This is a genomic window from Janthinobacterium svalbardense, assembly GCF_002327145.1.
GTDB classification, from domain to species: Bacteria; Pseudomonadota; Gammaproteobacteria; order Burkholderiales; family Burkholderiaceae_D; genus Janthinobacterium; species Janthinobacterium tructae.
In genome coordinates this window covers 2,360,580-2,380,167 of record NZ_CP023422.1, presented here as the reverse complement: position 1 = coordinate 2,380,167, position 19,588 = coordinate 2,360,580, and the positions used below count along the sequence as shown (strand labels likewise).

At 62.5% G+C, this 19,588-nt stretch carries 18 protein-coding genes; 4 read left to right on the top strand and 14 right to left on the bottom strand.

The genetic code is table 11. The features are described from left to right. The first annotated feature begins 165 nt into the window (after window positions 1-165). The 3 genes from CNX70_RS10720 (at window position 166) to CNX70_RS10710 (ending at window position 3,759) form a co-directional block, all read left to right on the top strand. Window positions 166-1,017, top strand: a complete 852-nt coding sequence (locus tag CNX70_RS10720; protein WP_425269234.1) for an IclR family transcriptional regulator — start codon at window positions 166-168, stop codon at window positions 1,015-1,017. Window positions 1,018-1,102: 85 nt separating this feature from the next. Continuing rightward, complete coding sequence (locus CNX70_RS10715) at window positions 1,103-2,032, top strand: AAA family ATPase (RefSeq protein ID WP_096234675.1); 930 nt, start codon at window positions 1,103-1,105, stop codon at window positions 2,030-2,032. Further along, the gene (locus CNX70_RS10710; protein WP_096234674.1) at window positions 2,029-3,759 is read left to right on the top strand and encodes a cobaltochelatase CobT-related protein; all 1,731 of its coding nucleotides are present in this window, start codon (window positions 2,029-2,031) and stop codon (window positions 3,757-3,759) included. The genes CNX70_RS10715 and CNX70_RS10710 overlap by 4 nt, the downstream gene beginning before the upstream one ends. A gap of 3 nt (window positions 3,760-3,762) precedes the next feature. On the opposite strand, the gene CNX70_RS10705 is transcribed toward CNX70_RS10710, so the two are convergent. From CNX70_RS10705 to hisC, 14 genes are all read right to left on the bottom strand, one after another. Continuing rightward, window positions 3,763-4,650: an NAD(P)H-binding protein gene (locus CNX70_RS10705; protein WP_157750979.1), complete on the bottom strand. Its 888-nt coding sequence runs from the start codon at window positions 4,648-4,650 to the stop codon at window positions 3,763-3,765. A 221-nt stretch (window positions 4,651-4,871) separates the two neighbouring features. After that, window positions 4,872-6,014, bottom strand: coding sequence for an AAA family ATPase (locus CNX70_RS10700; protein WP_425269233.1), 1,143 nt, complete (start codon window positions 6,012-6,014; stop codon window positions 4,872-4,874). Then, complete coding sequence (locus CNX70_RS10695; protein WP_096234672.1) at window positions 6,011-6,910, bottom strand: RNA ligase family protein; 900 nt, start codon at window positions 6,908-6,910, stop codon at window positions 6,011-6,013. The genes CNX70_RS10700 and CNX70_RS10695 overlap by 4 nt, the downstream gene beginning before the upstream one ends. A 285-nt stretch (window positions 6,911-7,195) precedes the next feature. Continuing rightward, window positions 7,196-7,942, bottom strand: coding sequence for a sulfite exporter TauE/SafE family protein (locus CNX70_RS10690; protein ID WP_096238387.1), 747 nt, complete (start codon window positions 7,940-7,942; stop codon window positions 7,196-7,198). A 19-nt stretch (window positions 7,943-7,961) separates the two neighbouring features. Then, the gene (gene pta, locus CNX70_RS10685) at window positions 7,962-8,963 is read right to left on the bottom strand and encodes a phosphate acetyltransferase (RefSeq protein ID WP_096234671.1); all 1,002 of its coding nucleotides are present in this window, start codon (window positions 8,961-8,963) and stop codon (window positions 7,962-7,964) included. A 127-nt stretch (window positions 8,964-9,090) separates the two neighbouring features. Beyond that, window positions 9,091-10,908, bottom strand: coding sequence for a sulfoacetaldehyde acetyltransferase (gene xsc / locus CNX70_RS10680; RefSeq protein WP_208624520.1), 1,818 nt, complete (start codon window positions 10,906-10,908; stop codon window positions 9,091-9,093). Window positions 10,909-11,134: 226 nt separating this feature from the next. Next, complete coding sequence (locus CNX70_RS10675; RefSeq protein ID WP_096234670.1) at window positions 11,135-12,145, bottom strand: porin; 1,011 nt, start codon at window positions 12,143-12,145, stop codon at window positions 11,135-11,137. 70 nt (window positions 12,146-12,215) lie between these two features. Then, on the bottom strand, window positions 12,216-13,031 hold the full coding sequence (locus CNX70_RS10670) for a thiazole synthase (RefSeq protein WP_096234669.1): 816 nt from the start codon (window positions 13,029-13,031) through the stop codon (window positions 12,216-12,218). After that, entirely contained in the window at window positions 13,028-14,332 is a 1,305-nt protein-coding gene (locus tag CNX70_RS10665) for a D-amino acid dehydrogenase (protein WP_096234668.1), read from the bottom strand. The genes CNX70_RS10670 and CNX70_RS10665 overlap by 4 nt, the downstream gene beginning before the upstream one ends. A 16-nt stretch (window positions 14,333-14,348) precedes the next feature. Next, entirely contained in the window at window positions 14,349-15,413 is a 1,065-nt protein-coding gene (locus CNX70_RS10660; protein ID WP_096234667.1) for a YeiH family protein, read from the bottom strand. A 204-nt stretch (window positions 15,414-15,617) separates the two neighbouring features. Next, window positions 15,618-16,487 carry an NAD(P)-dependent oxidoreductase gene (locus CNX70_RS10655; protein ID WP_096234666.1) on the bottom strand — a complete coding sequence of 290 codons (870 nt, stop codon included), beginning with the start codon at window positions 16,485-16,487 and terminating at the stop codon, window positions 15,618-15,620. Window positions 16,488-16,618: 131 nt separating this feature from the next. Next, a complete protein-coding gene (locus tag CNX70_RS10650) occupies window positions 16,619-17,098 on the bottom strand; it encodes a DUF2812 domain-containing protein (RefSeq protein ID WP_096234665.1) in 480 nt (159 codons plus the stop codon). An 11-nt stretch (window positions 17,099-17,109) separates the two neighbouring features. Next, complete coding sequence (locus CNX70_RS10645) at window positions 17,110-17,439, bottom strand: PadR family transcriptional regulator (protein WP_096234664.1); 330 nt, start codon at window positions 17,437-17,439, stop codon at window positions 17,110-17,112. 168 nt (window positions 17,440-17,607) lie between these two features. Continuing rightward, entirely contained in the window at window positions 17,608-18,663 is a 1,056-nt protein-coding gene (gene hisC, locus CNX70_RS10640; protein ID WP_096234663.1) for a histidinol-phosphate transaminase, read from the bottom strand. A gap of 134 nt (window positions 18,664-18,797) precedes the next feature. Here hisC and CNX70_RS10635 point away from each other — a divergent pair, with 134 nt between their 5' ends. Then, entirely contained in the window at window positions 18,798-19,565 is a 768-nt protein-coding gene (locus CNX70_RS10635; protein WP_157750978.1) for a hypothetical protein, read from the top strand. Window positions 19,566-19,588: the final 23 nt, after the last annotated feature.

Genomic DNA, 19,588 nt, shown 5'->3' with positions numbered 1-19,588 from the left:
TGGCACTTATTTACTAAAAAACGGTATATTTTGTTCCGAAATTTGATATACAATTCAATTTAAGCGTTCGACAATCAAAAGTCAAACAGAATTTCAAGGAAACGGTACAATTTGAGTTCGAAAATGAAATAACACGACAGACACCACACCGAGGCCACCATGGACATGATTTCATCCCCAAAACTTGAGCCGGAAAAACTGGAAGGCGACACGCCCACGATGCGTTTGTTTGCCTTGCTGGAAGTGATTGCCGAGAAAGACCAGTTGCTGTCGCTGCAAGCGCTGGTGGAAGAAACGGGGCTACCAAAACCCACCCTGCACCGGATGCTGCAACAGCTGGAAAGCGTGGGCGTGCTGCAGCGCGAAAGCGATGGCCGCCACTACAGCACGGGCGTGCGCTTGCGCCGCCTGGCGTCGAACCTCTTGATTAACAACACCTTCCATGGCGCCCGCCGCATGGTCTTGCGCCAGCTGGTCGAGGAAGTAGGCGAAAGCTGCAACCTGACGGCCTTCAGCGGCAGCGAAGTGGTGTACCTGGACCGGGTGGAAACGGCGGCGCCGCTGCGCTTCTATCTGCACCCCGGTTCGCGCGTGCCGGCCCACTGCTCGTCGAGCGGCAAGCTGTTCCTGGCGCAAATGACGCCCGTGCAACGGCGCCGCCTGCTGGGCCACATGGAATTGACGCGCTTTACGGACAAGACGGAAACGGACCCCGTCAAGCTGGAGCGCGAACTGGAATTGGTGCGCCGCAACGGCTATGCGCTGGACGACGAAGAATTCCTGCCCGGCCTGCTGTGCGTGGCCGTGCTGGTGCCGAACCCGAACGGCCGCTCGAACCTGGCCGTGGCGATCCAGGCACCCATCATCCGTTTGACGCACGACAAGGCTTTACATTTCTTGCCAGCATTACAACGCGCCGCGCAAGCCCTGGCCGCCATCGAATCGGAAACCATGCCGACGACGGGCGGGGACGACGACGCCGCATTACAAACCGGTCATTCCTCAACCCACTCATAACCGCCGTAGCATCCCCGCTGCGGTTTCACAGGAGAACAAGGTGCCAGCTTCACGCCAACATCCCCCCGCCGCCGCAGCGCAAACCATGCAGTCCGTGCGCGGCCTGTTCCATATCGACAGCGACCTGCTCGTGCCCGTCTTCACGGAGCGCGACGCGCACGTGCCCGACATCGATCCCGCCTACCGCTTCAACCATGATGTGACCCTGGCGATTTTGGCCGGCTTCACGCATAACCGCCGCGTGATGGTGCAAGGCTTGCACGGCACGGGCAAGTCCACGCATATCGAGCAGGTGGCGGCGCGCCTGAACTGGCCTTGCGTGCGCGTCAATCTGGACGGACACATCAGCCGCCTGGACCTGGTCGGCAAGGACGCCATCGTGCTGCGCGAGCAGCAGCAAGTCACCGAATTCCAGGAAGGCATCGTGCCCTGGTCATTGCAGCGCCCCGTGGCCCTGATCTTCGACGAGTACGACGCGGGCCGCCCCGACGTGATGTTCGTCATCCAGCGCATCCTCGAGCGCGACGGCAAGTTTACTTTGCTCGATCAGAACCGGGTCATCACGCCGCACCCGCACTTCCGTTTGTTCGCCACCTCGAACACGGTGGGCCTGGGCAACCTGAACGGCATGTACCACGGCACGCAAGTGCTCAATCACGCGCAGATCGACCGCTGGAACATCGTTGCCACCTTGAACTATTTGCCGCAGGCGGAAGAAACTGAAATCGTGCTGGCGAGAGTTCCCGCCATGAACGACGCAGCGGGCCGCCAGCTGGCTGCCGCCATGGTGGCCGTGGCCAGCCTCACGCGCCAAGGCTATGCGGCGGGCGACCTGGCCTGCCTGATGTCGCCGCGCACGGTGATCACCTGGGCGGAAAATTGCCAGATCTTCCGCGACCCGGCCCTGGCCTTCCGCCTGTCCTTCCTCAACAAATGCGACGAGGCCGAGCGGCCCATGGTGGCCGAGTATTACCAGCGCTGTTTTAACGAGGAATTGCTGGCGAGCCAGGCATGAGCGCCGAAGCAACTGTTCCTGCCGCCTACACGCGCGAGCAGCAGGAAACGGAGGAACTGTGCGCGGGCGCCATCCGCGCGCTCAGTGGTTCTCCCTCGATACGCTACCGGGGCCGGCGCCTGCACGACGGTCACCGCCCCCTGCCCATTCACGCAGCCCATCTGCAGCCCGATGCGGCGCTGCAGGACTTGCCCTCGCTGCGCGGCGCGGCCGACAGCGTGGCCCTGCGCCTGCTGCATACGGATGCGGCCCTGCACAAGACGCTGTGCCCGCTTGACCCCGTGGCGCGCCTCGTCTTCGAGTTGCTGGAACAGTTAAGGGTCGAAACGCTTGCGCCGGATCAACACGCTGGTGTCATCGCCAACCTGCGCCACCGTTTTACGGCATGGTCGCACGCGTTTTACGATTCCGGCCTGGCCGAAGGCGCTTCGGGCTTGCTCTTGTATACAGTGTTCCAGATGTGCTGGTCGCGCCTGACGGCCAGACCCGTGCTGGAAAAGACGGAAGATTTTATCGAGGCCACGCGCTGGTCAGTCTCTTCACAATTGAGCGGCGACCTGGCGGGATTGCGCCGCCACCGCCTGGATCAAGCCGCCTTTGCGCGCCACGCGCTGGCCATCGCCCATGCCGTCGATGCGATGTTGAAAGAGGCGCAGGCGGCGTGCGACGGTAGCCAGGACGAGGCCGGGGACGCGAAAGCGCAGGCAGCGTTCAAGCTGCTGCTCGATTTCGACAGCGACAACGACCACCTTCCCGATACCGCCCCACTGGGCGAGAGCCGCGCCTTCAGCGACGGCCAGGGCGGCTATAAAACTTACGCCACGGCCTACGACCGCGAGGAAAAAGCGGGCGAACTGGTGCGCCGCGCCCTGCTGCTCGACTACCGCGAGCGCATGGATGGTCGCATCGCCAGCCTGGGCATCAACACGGCCCGCCTGGCGCGGCGTTTCACGCAATTGCTGGCCGTGCCCGAGCGCGACGGCTGGTCGTTCGGCGAGGAAGAGGGTTATATCGATGGCCGGCGCCTGGCGCAGCTGATCAGCTCGCCGTCCGAGCGCAGGCTGTTTCGCAAGGAACAGTTTTTGCCGCAAGCCGATTGCCTCGTCAGTTTTCTCGTCGACTGCTCCGGCTCCATGAAGACGCATGCGGAGTCGGTCGCCGTGCTGCTCGACATCCTGCTGCGCGCGCTGGACCAGGCGGGGATCAGCACGGAGTTGCTGGGCTTTACGACGGGCGCGTGGAATGGGGGAAGAGTAAAACGCGACTGGATGCGCGCCCGCTCGCCCGCCAACCCGGGCCGCTTGAACGAACTCGTGCACATGGTGTTCAAGGATGGCGACACCAGCTGGCGCCGGGCGCGGCCCGATATCGCGGCCCTGCTGAAAGCGGACTTGTACCGCGAAGGCGTCGATGGCGAAGCGGTGGACTGGGCGTGTAGCCGCATGCTGGCGCGCCCGGAGCGGCGGCGCATCCTGCTCGTCGTCTCCGACGGTTGCCCGATGGATACGGCCACGAATCTGGCCAATGACGAGTTTTACCTGGCGCAACATTTGAAACAAGTGGTGGCGCGCCGCGAAGCGCAGGGCGCCGTGGAAATCTGCGGGCTGGGCCTGGGCCTGGACCTGGGCGCCTACTACAGCCGCAGCCTGGCCACCACCCTGCCCGCCTCGCTGAACAATGAACTGTTCAGCGAGATCGCGCAATTGCTTGGTGGGCGGAAAAAGTAATCGTTATGCCGGCGGAAGTGCCTGCAGGAAGGCTTGCACGGATGATGCCTGCCTGCGCGTCAACGCGCCATAGTCGTCACTGACGATGTGCATCGCATCGGTGGCGAGCCAGCGCTCGATGCCCGCCAGCATCTGCGCCATCGGCGCCGGCATGCCGCCAGCAATGAAATGGCGCACGCGCTCTTCCGCATCGAGAGCCACGACCTGGACGGACCTGCCAAATACCTGGGCGGCGATGGCGGCCAGCGCCGGCGCATCGAGGGCAGCCGGCCCCGTAATGTCCAGCGTGCGGCTGCCACGGTAGCCATCCGATAGCGCCGCGGCAGCCGCATGGGCGCAATCCTCGCGCGCCACGTACGATACATGGCCTTGTCCCATGGCCGTGCACAACTGGCCATCCGCGGCCGCAGTGCCGAGCACTACCAGCAGCAAGTCCTGGTAAAACGCATTGCGCAAGATCGTGTGGCCGATGCCACTCCCTTTCAGCAACGCTTCCGTGGCCCGGTGGTCGTCGTTCAGCAGCGAGCTCTTGCCCTCTTCCGGCTGCAGGAACGAGGTGTAGACGATATGCCCGACACCGGCCTGGCGCGCCGCTTCGATGGCATGGCGGTGCTGTTCCAGCCGCCGCCCCGTGCCGTCGATGGTATTCGTGCTGATCAGCAACAGACGCTCGACGCCGTGAAAGGCTGCAGCCAAACCCTGCGGTTGGTCGTAATCGCCGAAGCGCACGCCGATGTCCTGCTCCAGCCAAGCCTGGTGGCGGTCGGGTGTGCGGGTGATGGCGGTGAGCGTCAGGCCAGGTCGGCGGGCGCGCAGCTCGATGAGTTCATTGACGACGAGGGAGCCCAGTTGGCCGGAGGCGCCGGCGACGGCGAGATGCATTGTTTTCATGTTCTTTTCCTTGTGGCGAGCGCAGGCAAGCCCCATGCAGGGGCGGCATCGCTCGCAGATGATGTGATGAGATCAAAGATGGCCATGCGGCGGCCCGCCCCCTGCGGGGCGGCGCTGCGGCTGGCTTACAGGAAAGAAGGGAAAACAAGTGTCATGCGCCCAGCATGGCCCGTGGCGCTCACCCGGTCAAGCGCTTTCAACGGCGCTTGAGCGCTGCGGGGCTAATCCACACAGTAACGCACGGTGTGCGCTTCCATCGGCAGCGGGATTTCCCAGTTCCACAGCATTCCCTGCAGCTTTTTGTTACTGAGCGAGGTGTCGCGCTGGCCGTTGCGCCGCAGTAATTCCTTGCGCGGCTGCTCCAGGTACACCAGCTCCACCTGCGCATGGTATTTATACAGCAGGTTGAGCGTCTTTTCGCGCATCAGCTTGGACAGATGCGTGGCGTTCCACACGAACGGCTCGCCACGGCGCAACAGTTCGCGTGCCCGCTCTTCCGCATAATCGCCCACCTGCCCCTCGTTCTTGCCATGCTTCAAGCCCAGGGCCGTGCGCGCGTCGTCGAAGGACACGACGGGCAGGCGCGGATGGTGCTTGTCCACCCACGTGTTTTTACCGGAGGCGGGCAAACCCGACATGACGATCACGCTGGACCCCGGTTCCTGGAACAGGGAATAATCGGGATGCGCCTCGGCGCCGCGAAAGTATTTGACGCGCGTGTGGTCGTCGACAAAGGCGCGCCGCTGGCCGTAGCAGCCTTCCTCGCGCGCCAGTTCGCGGAACAGCTCGATGGCATCCAAAATGCGTTGCGGATCGGGGCAGATGCGCCCGCGAATATCGGCCTCGGCCAGCATGGCCAGCAGGCGGATATCGACTTGCCACGACAGTTCGCGCACGGTGAACTCGGGCGTCACGCCGCGCCGCGATGTTTCCAGCGCAAAGAAGGGCACCTGGTGCACATTGATCAGGCGGCAGATTTCCTCGCGCACGGCAAACGGCACGTCGCCATCCCACAAGGCAATGCGCGCATCGAGGGCGCCCTTGCGCGAGTGACCGGGCTGGCCGATGGCGCCCGTGACCGGATCGATCACCGTGGTGCTGCACTTGGCCACGTCGTGCAGCAAGGCGGCCAGAAAGACGATTTCCTGTTCCGCGCGCGTGGCTTGCTGGTAGTCGGGCATGCGCAGCAGGGACTCCACCACCATCATGGTATGCGTCCACACGTCGCCTTCCGCGTGGTAGACGGGGTTTTGCGGCGTCGTCTTGGCCAGCTCCAGCTGCGGGAAGGCGGCCAGGCAGGCCTTGAAATCGGGCGACTGGCCCGCTACCGGAACCAGTTGTTGCAGGGTTTTCCAGTGCATCATGTTGTACTCCTTATGGTGTTGCCCGAGCGGGCCGCCAGTTCATCGAGCGAGCGGCAGGTATGTAAACCCAGGCTTTCCCACGTGACCAGCGGCTGCGGCGCGTACAAGTCCACGCCCTCGGCCAGCAGATTCGGGATCAGAGGACGCGTGCTGTGGTGCGAGCCGCTGTCGAGGATGGTTTGCGTAAAGTCATGGCGCACCAGCTTGTAGCGGGCCAGCACTTGCGCGTCGTCTTCCACTTTCAGGTACAGGCCTTCGGCGTGGTCGGACTTGTCCGTCTGCTTCCAGCACAGGTCCAGCGGCAAGCGTTCGCGCGCCACCACACCCTCGAAAGCGTCGCGCCACAGGCGGGACTTGGCCAGCGAATGGCGCAGCAGTTGCCACAGCTGTTTCGGCGACGTGGGCATCAGGCCCGCATACAGCACGGGGACCGATAACACGGGCGAGCCGGCCAGCATGGCGTGGCGGCGCGCCGTCGACAGAAACATCTGGCTGCGCCGGCAATACACGTCGAACTCGTTGAAGTAATGGGGCAGGCGGTCGTAAAACACGGAATGCTTGCTGTAAGACCATTCGCCAAACAGCACATACTGATCTTCCAGCAGATGCAGCAAGGCGTGTTCATGCGCCTGCGCCCACGGTTTCAAGAGGTTGAACTGGCGTTCGCTGCCGCCGCCCGCCAGGTAGTGGCCGCGCGACTGCAGCAGCACCTCGCCCGCATCGCTGAACGACACGGCAGAGTTGGCGCCATCGATTTTTTCCTCGATGACAACGTACTGGCCGGCCAGCTTTTTCAGGGGCATCTGGTCCGAGCCGTCGTCGCCGTCCTGCAGGCGCGAGCCTTCCAGGTGCGGCGTGCGCGGGTATTTAAATAAAGGCAAAGATTGTAAAAACATAGCGTCCCACGCCGCGTTCACCGGGGCGTGTCCATACAGGGTCAGGGGTGCTGACGACGTGTTCGGGCGTGGACGATCAGGACGGTGGTCCTGGATACGTGTGCGGAAAGAGCAGTGCCGCAGCAATCGGAGGCGTCAACGCGCCGAACGATGCTGCAAGAGCATTTCGTCAGCGTTAGCAGGTGATGGCGAAGAAGCGAGGCACTTTTGGCTCCAATAAGGAAGAGGTTCGAGAAAGAACGGGGAATATAAAGGCTGTTTGACTATTTTGCAAGCGCCGCACGATTAACCCAGCAATTGCGGCACAGCCGCCGCCATTAAGGAAAGGCCAATCAAGGTCAGCACGGCAAACGCGATGCGGCGCATGCCACGCTGGGCGATCGGTGGCGGATAGCGCTTGCCGGCCATGGTGGCCAGCACGCCGACGGGCAGGGCCAGCATGCACAAAAGTAACACTTTCGCATCGAGCTGGCCCTGGCTGCCCGCCATCAGGGAGCGCCCGCCCGCGCTGATGGCAAACAAAAAGATCAAGCTGTAGCGGATGGTCTTCAAACTCATTTCCTGGCGGTAGAACTGGTAGACGAGCGGCGGGCCCGCCAGCGAAAACAGGCCAGAGAACAGGCCGCCGCACACGCCGCTGATGAAGAAACTGCGCTTGTCCGCCGCGCCCGGTCCCGGTGGCGCCTGCAGCAAAATACTGACGCCGCCGTACACGATGGCCGCGCCCAGCAAGAGTTTCAAGACGGGTGCATACGCCTGGTCCAGGTAGCCGAGCAGCAAGACGCCGGCCGCCATGGCCGGCAGCAAGCCGATGCTGGCCGCGCGGATAGCGCGCCAGTCCAGGTGATGCAAGGCACCCGGCAGGGCCACCAGGCAATTGGCCAGCGACAACAAGCTGACGAGGGCCGCCAGCGCGGGCACGGGCGCCAGGTCCAGTCCGCTGGCCACGCCCATGACGATCATGCCCAGGCCAAAGCCTGTGACGGTCTGGAAATACGTGCCCGCCGCCACCACGCCCAGCAGCGCCAGCATGGGCAAGCTGAACAGGAAGTCAGCGTCCACCCTGGGCCTGCACGGCCGTGACCGCAATCACGTTGTAGACATCGTCGGCGCAGCAACCGCGCGACAAATCGTTGGCCGGCTTGTTCAAGCCTTGCAGCAGCGGGCCGATGGCGACGGCGCCGCCCATGCGCTCGGCCAGCTTGTAGCCGATATTGCCCGCATCGAGGTTCGGGAACACCAGCACGTTCGCGCGGCCTTTGACGACAGAATCCTTGACTTTTCTCTGCGAAATCTCGGCCACGATGGCCGCATCAAGCTGCACATCGCCATCGATGGCCAGCAGCGGACGCTGGGCCTTGACCCGGTCTGTGGCCGCATGCACCTTGTCGACGGCCGCGTGATGGGCGCTGCCACTGGTGGAAAACGACAGCATGGCCACGCGCGGCTCTTCCATCAGCAAGGCTTGCGCGCTGTCGGCGGCGGCCATTGCGATGTCGGCCAGCTCTTCCGCCTTCGGGTCGACCACCAGGGCGCAATCGGAAAAGATGAAGCCGCCCTTCAGGCTGTGAAACGGCTCGCACAGCATCATCAGGAAAAAGCTCGACACGAGCTTGAAGGCCGGATCGACGCCGATGATCTGGATGGCGCTGCGCACCACGTCGGCCGTCGTGTGCACGGCCCCCGCCACGCAGCCGTCGGCGTCGCCCAGGCGCACCATCAGGTTGGCGTAGCACAGTGGATCTTGCACGGCGATTCTGGCCTGCTCCACCGTCATGCCCTTGGCTTGGCGCAGCACAAACAATTGCTGGGCATAGTGCTCCGACTCCTCGGAAGTGGCCGGGTCGACCAGGCGCACGGCATCGAGGTCCAGCGCATGTTCGCGCGCCAGGGCCAGGATGGCGGCCGGCTTGCCGACGAGGGTGATATGCGCCAGGCCTACACTTGCCGCCCGCGCGGCCGCCTGCAATACGCGCGCATCGCCGCCCTCGCACAAGACGATGTTTTTCGGCACGGCGCGGGCTTGCGCGATGATGCGGTGCAGGGCTTTCATGGGTACTCCAATTCGGTAAAAAAAGTGCCGGAACCACGCAAGCATAAGGTATGAAGCATGAAGCAATGATTCCGGCACATAAAACCCGGCGCGATTGCCGGGGTCATACAAGGATCGGGCTGACTGATTACACGTAGTCTTTGTACTTGTCCAAATGACGGATCGGTTTGCTCAGCGCATCGCGGCGGAACGGGTCGCCCAGTTCGCGCGTGCACATGATTTCGATGATGGTGGTCTTGCCTTCATTCATCTGCATGGCTATGGCCTTCTTCAAGGCCGGACCCACGTCTTCCAGCTTGTCGACCGTGATGCCTTCGGCGCCCATGGCGCGCGCAATCTCCGCGAAGCTCTGGTTGTCGAGCTCACCGGCGACGAAGCGGCGGTTGTAGAAATCCACCTGGTTTTTCTTTTCCGCGCCCCACTGGCGGTTGTGGAACACCACGGCCGTCACGGGAATATTGTGGCGCACGCAAGTCATGGTTTCCATCAGGCTCATGCCCCAGGCGCCGTCGCCCGCATATGACACGGCCGGACGGTGCGGTGCGGCAACCTTGGCGCCGATGATGGTCGGAAACGCGTAGCCGCAATTGCCAAAGCTCATCGCCGCAAAGAAGCTGCGCGGCTTTTCAAAGCGCAGATAGCTGTTCGCCACCGAGTTGATGTTGCCAATGTCGGTCGATACCATCACGTCTTCCGGCATGGCTTTTTCCAGCTCACGCAAGACCTGGCGCGGGTGCAAATAATTGCCCGGCTCTTTCTTTTGCTCTTCGATCATGTCCAGGCTGTACGCATCTTTTTCGTGCGTCCAGTTGTCCAGTTCGTTTTCCCACGCGGCTTTTTCCGCTTCGATGGTAGCCTTGCGCGCGTCGCGCGTGGCGTCGCAGTCGAGCGTCTTGCCATCCAGGCGGGAAAGAATCGCTTTGGCGGCCGCCTTGGCGTCGCCGCAGATGCCCACCGAAATCTTTTTCACCAGACCCAGCATCTTGTTGTCGGCGTCGATCTGGATGATCTTGGCGTTCTTCGGCCAGTAATCCATGCCGTGCTGCGGCAAGGTGCCGAACGGTCCCAAACGCGAACCGAGGGCGACGACGACGTCGGCCTGCGCGATCAGTTTCATCGCCGCTTTCGAGCCTTGATAACCCAATGGGCCGCACCACAGCGGGTGGCTGGCGGGGAACGAGTCGTTGTGCAGGTAGCTGTTGACGACGGGGGCGCCGAGGCGCTCGGCCAGCGCCTTGCATTCCTCGATCGCGTCGCCCATGACCACGCCGCCGCCCGAGATGATGACGGGGAACTTGGCTTTCGCCAGCAGTTCCGCCGCCTCATTGAGGCTGTGTTCTCCGCCGGCGCCACGGTCCAGGCGGTTCGGTTTGGGAATCTCGGCCTTGATTTCGCCATAAAAATAGTCGCGCGGGATGTTCAGTTGCGTCGGACCCATTTCCGACATGGCGCGGTCAAAGCAGCGGCCCGTAAATTCCGCCATGCGGGCCGGGTGGGTGACGTGGCCTTGATACTTCGTGAATTCCTCGAACATGGGCAACTGGTTCGCTTCCTGGAAGCCGCCCAGGCCCATGCTCATCGTGCCCGTCTCCGGCGTGATGATGACGACCGGGGTGTGCGCCCAGTAGGCGGCGGCGATGGCGGTGACGCAATTGCTGATGCCGGGGCCGTTCTGGCCGATGACCACGCCATGGCGGCCCGAGACGCGGGCATAGCCGTCGGCCATGTGGCCGGCGCCCTGTTCGTGCACGACGGGAATCAAACGGATGCCGGCGGGCGCAAAAATGTCCATCGGGTCCATGAAGGCCGAGCCCATGATGCCGAACATGTCGGTCACGCCATTGGCGGCCAGGGTTTCCACGAACGCTTCGGAAGGCGTCATCTTTTGCGGGCCGGTGGGGGTGGCCACTGCGGCGGCGGCTTTTTGGTCGGACAAATCAGTCATGGCTCAGTCTCCTTACGGTTTTATAAAAAATCGGTATATTTTGTTCCGATATTTGAAATACGTATTCAATTTAACGGTTGCGAAATGCGCTGTCAATGAAAATTCATGAAAAATCGGACTGTTTCATTCCTGAATCCGGAATCCGTGACTTTGCCCCATTTCTGAAACAACAATGGCGGACTATCCGCAACAGACAGCCCGCCATCAATACCTGCTGCGCTGCGCCTTAGAACTTCAGGCGCATGCCCGCCGTGAAGGCGCTGGAATTATGCCCAGGCAAGGGCACGCTGCCGCCGCTGGAAGCGTCGCCAACGAAGTTGGTGCCCGCGCCATCGTTGCTGATGCGCCCGTACGAGGTGTACAGATTGGTGCGCTTGGACAAGGCATACGTGTAGCCGATAGCCAACTGGCGCCCGCCGCGGCGCGCATTCGTGCGGTCATCCTTCTTGATGTACGACGCCATCACGCTGCCCGCCGCGCTGACCGGCGCGGACACGCCCAGCATGACGTTGCGGAAATCCGTGCCCGCATCGTCCTTGTCCGTCTCATATGCGGCGTGCAGCTTGGCGGGGCCGAAGTCGTAGGTGCCGCCCAGCAAAGTCACCTTGGCTGTGTTCAGCTCGCTATCCTTGCGGTTGTCGTGCGCCAGGGTCAGCACCAGCGGGCCGTTGGCGTAGTCGATGGAAAAGTCGATGGTGCGGCCCAGGCTGGCACTGTCAGGCTTTTCACCGAGGCCAACCATGATGGCAGCCGACAAGCCCTTCACCTTGGGCGTTTCGTACATGATGGCGTTTTTCGTGCGCAGGCTGGCCACGCTCATCAGGTTGAGCGAGGCGCCCGTCAGGCCCGTTTCGAAGGGGTCGATATTGTCCAGCGCAGTGAACAGCGGGTTGTGTTGCAAGCCCAAGTTGACGGCGCCGAAGTCGCCGGACAGGCCCACATAGGCCTTGCGGCCAAACAGCGCGCCCTGGCGGTTGGCGCCCGTATCGAGGTCGAGGCCATTTTCCAGCAAGAAGTTGACCTTCAAATTGTTGCCCAAGTCTTCCGTGCCCTTGAAACCGATGCGGCTGCCCGACTGCACGCCGGTGGCCAGCTTGGTGACGGAACCGTCCGCACCGCCGTGTTCGGACGTCAGGCCCGCGTCGAGCAAGCCGTACACGGTGACGGACGATTGTGCGCTGGCGCTGCCGGCGAAGAAGGAAGCCAGGATGGCTGCCGCTACGAGTGTGTGTTTCATGTCATCTCCAGGTATTGTGGTTTTTATAAACGCTTGAAACGATAATCAACTACCTTGCTACAAATCTGGCTCAGGCGATCAGCCCGGCCATCGGCGACGAGGGCGAGGCGCTGATAAGCGCTGCTCTCCGGGGCATGCGTCCGGCCAGATAAGCCTCGCGTCCGCCCTGCACTGCCAGTTTCATGGCGCGCGCCATGCGGATCGGCTCGCGCGCCGCCGCGATGGCGGTATTCATCAGGATGCCGTCACAGCCGAGTTCCATGGCGATGGCCGCGTCCGACGCCGTGCCGACACCGGCATCGACCAGTACGGGCACCTTGGCTTGCTCGATGATCAAGGACAGATTCCATGGATTCAAAATGCCCATGCCCGAGCCGATCAAGGACGCCAGCGGCATGACGGCGATGCAGCCGAGGTCTTCCAGCATGCGCGCCTGGATGGGGTCGTCACTGCAATACACCATCACCTGGAAGCCGTCGCGCACCAGCTCCCCGGCCGCTTTTAACGTTTCCGGCATGTTCGGAAACAGGGTCTTTTCATCGCCGAGCACTTCCAGCTTGCACAGCGGGTGCCCGCCCAGCAGTTCGCGCGCCAGTTGCAGGGTGTAGACGGCGTCGCGCGCGTTGTAGCAGCCGCCCGTGTTGGGCAAAATCGTGTATTTCGACGGCGGAATGAAGTCGAGCAAGTTCGGCTCGCCCTTCTCCTGTCCAATATTCACGCGCCGGATGGTGACCGTGACGATCTCGGCGCCGCTCTCTTCGATGGCCAGGCGGGTTTCCTCGAAATCCTTGTATTTGCCCGTGCCAACCAGCAGGCGCGACTGGTAGGTGGTGCCGGCCAGGGTCAGGCCGGTTGGTGGCTGGCTGGGGGTGGCGTCGTCTCTCATCGTGGTGCTCTCCTAAGTTGAACCAAAGCGGCCTCATGCCGGGGGGCTTCGCCGCAAAACGCAAAATCGACGTCGGGCCGCCGTCCCGACACCAGGTCGGCCAGCGCCCTGCCCGCGCCGCAGCCCATGGTCCAGCCCAGGGTGCCGTGGCCCGTGTTGAGGAACAGCTGGCGGTAGCGCGTGGCGCCGATATACGGCACGTTCGACGGTGTGAGGGGGCGCAAGCCGGCCCAGTAGACGGGGGCGCTGTAATCGCAGGCGTGGGGAAACAGCGCCTGCACGCGGCGCGTGATGGCGGCACAGCGCACGGGATTGAGTTCGCGCGTGTAGCCGTTCAGCTCGCACGTACCCGCCACGCGCAGGCGCTCGCCCAGGCGCGAAAACACCAATTTATGCCCATCGTCCGTCAGCGATACGGACGGCGCGCTGACCGGGTCGACGATCGGATAGGTGGCGGAATAACCCTTGCCCGGATACAGCATCAAGCGGATGCCCAGCGGCTGCAGCAGCGGTGCGGAAAAGCTGCCCATGGCCACCACCACGGCGTCCGCATGCTCCTGGCGGTGACGGCCCTGCGCGTCGATGCACTCCACGCCCGTGATGCGCACGCCATCTGCCAGCAAGCGCGTCACCGTCGTGCTGAACTGAAAATCCACGCCGGCCCTGGCGGCGCGCGCGGCCAAGGCCGTGGTAAACAGATGCACGTCGCCCGACTCGTCGCTGGCGGTAAAATCGCCCCCGACGATGCGGCTGCGCGCGTGGCGCAAGGCCGGTTCCAGCCGGATCACTTCATCGGCGCTGACGGTGTTGCGCGGGCAGCCCAGTTCGCGCAACAGCGCGGCGCCCGCTTGCGATTTGTCAAACTCCTGCTGCTCCGTATAGAAATGCAAGATACCCCGCTCCAGGTGGTCGTAGGCTATGCCCGTCTCGCGCCGCAGCGCCTGCAAACTCTGCCGGCTGTACTCGGCCAGGGCGACGATCTGGCGCATATTGCGCGACACCCGCGACGGCAGGCATTCGCGCAGGTAGTGCAAGGCCCACTGCCATTGCAGCGGGTCCAGGCGGGGACGGAACAGCAGCGGCGCATCGTCCTTGCCCAGCCACGTGAGCACCTTGTGCAGGGTGGCGGGATTGGCCCACGGTTCCGCGTGCGAGACGGAAATCTGCCCGCCGTTGGCAAAACTGGTTTCCTGCGCGGCGCCCGCCTGGCGTTCCAGCACGCGCACATCGTGGCCCGCCTGGCGCAAGTACCAGGCCGATGCCGTGCCGACCACGCCGGCGCCGAGGACAAGGATCTTCATGGCGGGCCCGGCTCGCTTAGCGCGTCAGCAGGACGGCGATGGCGACGAAGGCGGCGATCCACACCGTTTCCATCACCAGCATGATGACGGGACGCCAGCCCAGCGAGGCCAGCGACTGGAACGATGTTTTCACGCCCAGCGCGGCAATCGCAATGACCAGACAGGCGCGCGAGGCATTGTTGATCCAGCCATTCACTTCCTGCGGAATCAGGCCCAGGCTGTTGGTAATCACCAGCCAGACAAAGCCGATCAGGAAGAACGGCACCAGCGGCGGCGCATCGACTTCGCTCTTGCCATCCTTGCGCTTGAACATGATAGACAGGCCCAGCACGACGGGCACGAGGCAAGCCACGCGCGTCAGTTTCACGAAGGTGGCCACGTCGCCTGTATGGTTGCTCACCAGATAGCCGGCGCCCACCACTTGCGCCACGTCGTGGATGGTGCCGCCGATAAACACGCCCGCTTCCGTGGGGTCAAAACCCAGCAGCTTGACCAGCAGCGGGTAGACGATCATGGCCAGGGTCGACAGCGACGTCACGCCCACCACCGTCAGCAGGGTAAACTTTTCGTTTTCCTTGGTTTGCGGCAGCACGGCCGAGATGGCCAGCGCGGCCGAGGCGCCGCAAATGGCCACGGAGCCGCCCGACAGAATGCCTTCCGTGATGGGGCGTTTCAGCCACTTGGCCAGCAGGTAGCCGAAGCCCAGCGTGGCCACCAGGCCGCCGACGACGATCAATAATGGCGTCACGCCCACCGAGGCAATCTGATTGAAAGTGATGCGCGCGCCCAGCAGGGCCACACCCGTACGCAGCAGGACCTTGCTGCAAAATTCGATGCCGGGCTTGCAGGTGGGGTCGGACGCGAGGAAGTGGAAGGCCAGGCCGAAGAACAGCGCATACAGCAGTTGCGGGCCGCCGTAATTGCTGGAAATAAAGGTGGCCGACAGGGCAATCACCAGCGCGATGGCCACGCCGGGCCAGCTGCGCAGCACGGCGCGGGGGCGCCAGATGGCGACGGCGGAAGACAGGTAGGGAATGTTCTTGTCGACAACGCGTGTTATCGCTGAGGAGTTGGTTTTCATGCGGGTCCGCTCATAATGTTTTAAAAATTGGGACATTTCATCTCGTTTTTTAATAATACACGATGAGCTAGCGAAGTCCATGCTTTTCCATGAAAATCGAAACCGGATGTTCCGGAAACTGACGTTTTTTTATTTCTCACCCCGTAAACGACGAGCGGCGCGGCCCTTTGCAGGGACGCGCCGCCGTTGCTGGTGTTTGAAAGATTACTTTTTGTTCAAACGGGTAATCAGGCTGGACGTGTCGTAACGGTTGCCGCCCGCCTGCTGCACTTCGCCATAGAACTGGTCTGTCAGTTCCGTCACGGGCAAGTCGCTGCCGTTGCGCTTGGCTTCGGCGAGGCAGATGCCCAGGTCCTTGCGCATCAGGTCGACGGCGAAACCGAAGTCGAACTTGCGTTCGATCATGGTCTTGCCGCGGTTTTCCAGCTGCCACGACTGCGCCGCGCCTTTCGAGATCACGTCGACGACCAGCGCCGCGTCGAGGCCCGCGTTTTCCGCAAAGGCGATGCCTTCGCTCAGCGCCTGCACCAGGCCGGCGATGCAGATCTGGTTGACCATTTTTGTGAGCTGGCCGGAACCGGAGGCGCCCATGTAGGTGACGGCGCGCGAGAACAGGGCGATGACGGGCTCGGCCCGCGCATACGCCTCCGCATCGCCACCCACCATCACTGTCAGCTTGCCGTTTTCCGCGCCCGCCTGGCCGCCGGACACGGGCGCGTCGAGGAAGAACACGCCCTGCTCTTGCGCCGCCGCATGGATGGTGCGCGCCGCTTCGGCGGAGGCAGTCGTGTGGTCGATCAGGATGCTGCCCGGCGCCATGGCGGACAGCAAGCCGCCCTCTTCCAGGATCACCTGGTACAGGTCGTTATCGTTGCCGATGCAGGTAAACACGAACTCGGCGCCCGCGGCAGCGGCGGCCGGCGTGGCGGCGCTGCTGCCCTTGTGCTGCTCCAGCCAGGCGGCCGCGCGGGCCGGATTGCGGTTGTACACGGTGACGTCGTGCCCGCCCGCCGCCAAGTGACCTGCCATGGGGAAACCCATGACGCCCAAACCGATGAATGCCACTTTTGCCATATTGTCCGTCCTGTCGAGGTATGAATCCGATTATTGTTGCACAAATGGCCGGGCATGACAGCAGTCAGCGGCCCGAAACCCCTAGAGCGCGTGCCGGCGCAGACGGCGCAAGCGGCTGATGGTACGCCAGATCAGGTAGGACATGGGCACGAGCAAGGCCAGCTGCCCCCCGTCAGCACCATCCGCAGCGTGTCCATCTCGCGGTCGCTGCTGCCCACAAGGTTGTACATCAACAACAAACCGGTCAGGCCGAAGTACGTCAGCAAGCGTCGCTGCCTGGCGATCTTCGATGGCGTATCCGTATAGATGTCATTCGGCTTGCCGTCTGCCGCAGGCTTGCGCCAGCAATAGCTGCCCCACCAGCAAAACACCAGCTCCCAGCCGGCATCCTGGCAAAGCTGCTCATAATCGCTGCTGCGCTTCCATGCGGGAAAAGAATCGAAGCGGTAGACTTCGTCGGCAGGCTCGCCCCGCACAAAGCTAAACCGGCAAGGCGCGAGAAAGCGCTGCAAGTGCCATCCAGCCAGGGCTTGCGCGCGCAGCCATTGCTCGATCTCGCCGTCATCGAGCTCGATGAACCATTTATAGACATGCGACCGTTGCTCACTCATCCTGTTTCACCTCAGTATTTTGATAAAAAGGGCGCACTCGCCTCGCCGACGCGCACCATCACCCGCAGGCGCCGCAATTGCGCCAGCAGCACATGGCGTCCCATGTCCGTCATGGTGTAGACCTTGCGCCGCTCGGCTTCCCTCACCATCACGATCAAGCCCTGTTTTTCCAGGTTGGCAAACGCCCCATACAGGGTGCCCGGCCCGATCTTCACGGCACCTTCGCTGATGGCCTCGACCTGCTGCATGATGGCGTAGCCATGCGCAGGCTCGTTCAAGGCCAGCAAAATGTAGTAGGTGGCTTCAGACAAGGGCAGCAGCTTGTCTATCGATGCATCCATATTCCTCCAGTAAGGCGATAGCCGATATAGCGTAGATCGGTATATCGTCAAGTGATATATCGACTTGCGCTATAGTAACATGCCAATCCGGCATGTCTACACTTTTTGATAAGCTCGTGAAAAACAGCGCCACCGCCGCCCTGGGCGGTGGCCGCTCGGAGGAAGCAATTACAGCAGGGCGCGCAATGCGGCCATCAAGGCTGCACACTCGGCCGGGTTGCCGATGCTGATGCGCAAATACTGGCTGATGCGCGGTGCATTGAAATGGCGCACGATGACGCAGCGGGCACGCAAGCCGGCCGCCAGTTGCGCCGCGTCATGCTGCGGGTGGCGGGCAAAGACGAAATTGGCCACCGACGGCAGCACCTCGAAGCCCAGCGCCGCCAGATCCTTTGTGAGCTGTTCGCGGCTGGCGATGACGGCCTGGCGCGTCTGCTGGAAATACGCTTCGTCGTGTAGCGAGGCCACGGCGCCGGCCAGCGCCAGCCGGTCCAGCGGATACGAGTTGAAACTGTTCTTCACTCTTTCCAGCGCTTCGATCAAGTCCGCATGCCCGAAGGCACAACCGACGCGCAAGCCGGCCAAGGAGCGCGATTTCGAGAACGTCTGCACCACCAGCAAGTTCGGATAGCGCTCGACCAGAGCCACGGCGCTTTCCCCGCCGAAATCCACGTACGCTTCATCGACCACCACCACGGCGTCGGGATGGGCGCGCAACAGGGTTTCCACGCCAGCCAGCGGCAAGTCCACACCCGTGGGCGCGTTGGGATTGGGGAAGATGATGGCGCCGCACGGCCCCTGATAGTCTTCCGGGCGGATGCGCATGGCGTCATCGAGCGCTACCGTGCGGTAATCGATGCCATACAGTTTGCAATACACGGGATAGAAGCTGTAGCTGATGTCGGGGAACAGCAGCGGCGCATCGTGCTTGAGCAAGGCCATGAAGGCCAGCGCCAGTACTTCGTCGGAACCATTGCCGACGAACACTTGCGCGCTATTCAAACCGTGGTAGTCGGCCAGGGTTTGCTTGAGTTCGCTGGCGGACGGATCCGGGTACAGGCGCAGGCTGTCGTTGGCTGCTTCGTGCAGCGCGGCCAGCACCTGCGGCGACGGGCCGTAGGGGTTTTCGTTGGTGTTGAGTTTGACCAGGTCGGGCAGTTTCGGCTGCTCGCCCGGGATGTAGGGGGTCAGCTCGCTGACGATGTTACTCCAGAATCGGCTCATTGCTTTGCTTTGGTATGGGGGCAGGATGGGGATACGGTAGATTACCATAGGCTGAGCTGGGTCAAGGTGGGGCGCGACGGCGAGGGGTAGCGTGGACAGCATCGGCACCACCCCGAAGCTGAAGAGGACGCGGCATGAACAGCATGCACAAGCTGAGCGATACAAGGGTGCGGCCTGATGCACAGGCGCACCAGGCATGCCAGCGCAAGATCGATGCATGGCTGCAGGTTGCGGCCAGTCTCAATGAACAGATCGCCGTCGAATTGCAGACTGCCACGGACCAGCTACAGAGCGAAGGAATGGCCGATTTGCAGCGCGCGACGGCACTGGCGCAACGCTTGGCAAGAAATAGCAGGGCCATGCACGATACCCTCGGGACACTGTTTGACAGGGGTGAAAAAAGCGAGGAGCATGGAATGAAGCGCACGGAGGATTGCACCATGGACGAGCAGGTCAACCCGCTGGCAAAAGACCTGGCTGGTGTGAAACTGGATGTTGCTGATTTGAAGGTTGATGTGGCCTGCATCAAGGTCGATGTTGCGGGACTGAAAACGGATGTTGCTGGTCTCAAGGTGGATGTTGCTGGTTTGAAGGTCGATGTTGCCGGTCTGAAAACGGATGTTGCTGGCATCAAGGTGGATGTGGATGGTTTGAAAACGGATGTTGCTGGCCTCAAGGTGGACGTTGCGGATCTCAAAGTGGATGTGGCCGGTCTGAAAACGGATGTCACTGTTCTCAAGACCGATGTCAGTAACTTGAAACTGGACCTCGCGGTGGTGCGCTCCAATTATGCGACCAAGTCCGATGTGGCTGAGGCGAAGTCTGCTGTCATCCTGTCGTGTGTGGGGACGATGATTGCACTGTCGACTGTGGCGTTTGCGGTGGCAAGGCTGGTGCACTAGCTTGTTTCGTTAGTGGCGGCGCT

What these genes read in the sequence shown, in the direction of transcription:
- CNX70_RS10720 (WP_425269234.1), top strand. Translation starts at nt 166, where the DNA reads ATGATTTCATCCCCAAAACTTGAGCCGGAAAAACTGGAAGGCGACACG.
- CNX70_RS10715 (WP_096234675.1), top strand. Translation starts at nt 1,103, where the DNA reads ATGCAGTCCGTGCGCGGCCTGTTCCATATCGACAGCGACCTGCTCGTG.
- CNX70_RS10710 (WP_096234674.1), top strand. Translation starts at nt 2,029, where the DNA reads ATGAGCGCCGAAGCAACTGTTCCTGCCGCCTACACGCGCGAGCAGCAG.
- CNX70_RS10705 (WP_157750979.1), bottom strand. Translation starts at nt 4,650, where the DNA reads ATGAAAACAATGCATCTCGCCGTCGCCGGCGCCTCCGGCCAACTGGGC.
- CNX70_RS10700 (WP_425269233.1), bottom strand. Translation starts at nt 6,014, where the DNA reads ATGATGCACTGGAAAACCCTGCAACAACTGGTTCCGGTAGCGGGCCAG.
- CNX70_RS10695 (WP_096234672.1), bottom strand. Translation starts at nt 6,910, where the DNA reads ATGTTTTTACAATCTTTGCCTTTATTTAAATACCCGCGCACGCCGCAC.
- CNX70_RS10690 (WP_096238387.1), bottom strand. Translation starts at nt 7,942, where the DNA reads ATGCTGGCGCTGCTGGGCGTGGTGGCGGCGGGCACGTATTTCCAGACC.
- pta (WP_096234671.1), bottom strand. Translation starts at nt 8,963, where the DNA reads ATGAAAGCCCTGCACCGCATCATCGCGCAAGCCCGCGCCGTGCCGAAA.
- xsc (WP_208624520.1), bottom strand. Translation starts at nt 10,908, where the DNA reads ATGACTGATTTGTCCGACCAAAAAGCCGCCGCCGCAGTGGCCACCCCC.
- CNX70_RS10675 (WP_096234670.1), bottom strand. Translation starts at nt 12,145, where the DNA reads ATGAAACACACACTCGTAGCGGCAGCCATCCTGGCTTCCTTCTTCGCC.
- CNX70_RS10670 (WP_096234669.1), bottom strand. Translation starts at nt 13,031, where the DNA reads ATGAGAGACGACGCCACCCCCAGCCAGCCACCAACCGGCCTGACCCTG.
- CNX70_RS10665 (WP_096234668.1), bottom strand. Translation starts at nt 14,332, where the DNA reads ATGAAGATCCTTGTCCTCGGCGCCGGCGTGGTCGGCACGGCATCGGCC.
- CNX70_RS10660 (WP_096234667.1), bottom strand. Translation starts at nt 15,413, where the DNA reads ATGAAAACCAACTCCTCAGCGATAACACGCGTTGTCGACAAGAACATT.
- CNX70_RS10655 (WP_096234666.1), bottom strand. Translation starts at nt 16,487, where the DNA reads ATGGCAAAAGTGGCATTCATCGGTTTGGGCGTCATGGGTTTCCCCATG.
- CNX70_RS10650 (WP_096234665.1), bottom strand. Translation starts at nt 17,098, where the DNA reads ATGAGTGAGCAACGGTCGCATGTCTATAAATGGTTCATCGAGCTCGAT.
- CNX70_RS10645 (WP_096234664.1), bottom strand. Translation starts at nt 17,439, where the DNA reads ATGGATGCATCGATAGACAAGCTGCTGCCCTTGTCTGAAGCCACCTAC.
- hisC (WP_096234663.1), bottom strand. Translation starts at nt 18,663, where the DNA reads ATGAGCCGATTCTGGAGTAACATCGTCAGCGAGCTGACCCCCTACATC.
- CNX70_RS10635 (WP_157750978.1), top strand. Translation starts at nt 18,798, where the DNA reads ATGAACAGCATGCACAAGCTGAGCGATACAAGGGTGCGGCCTGATGCA.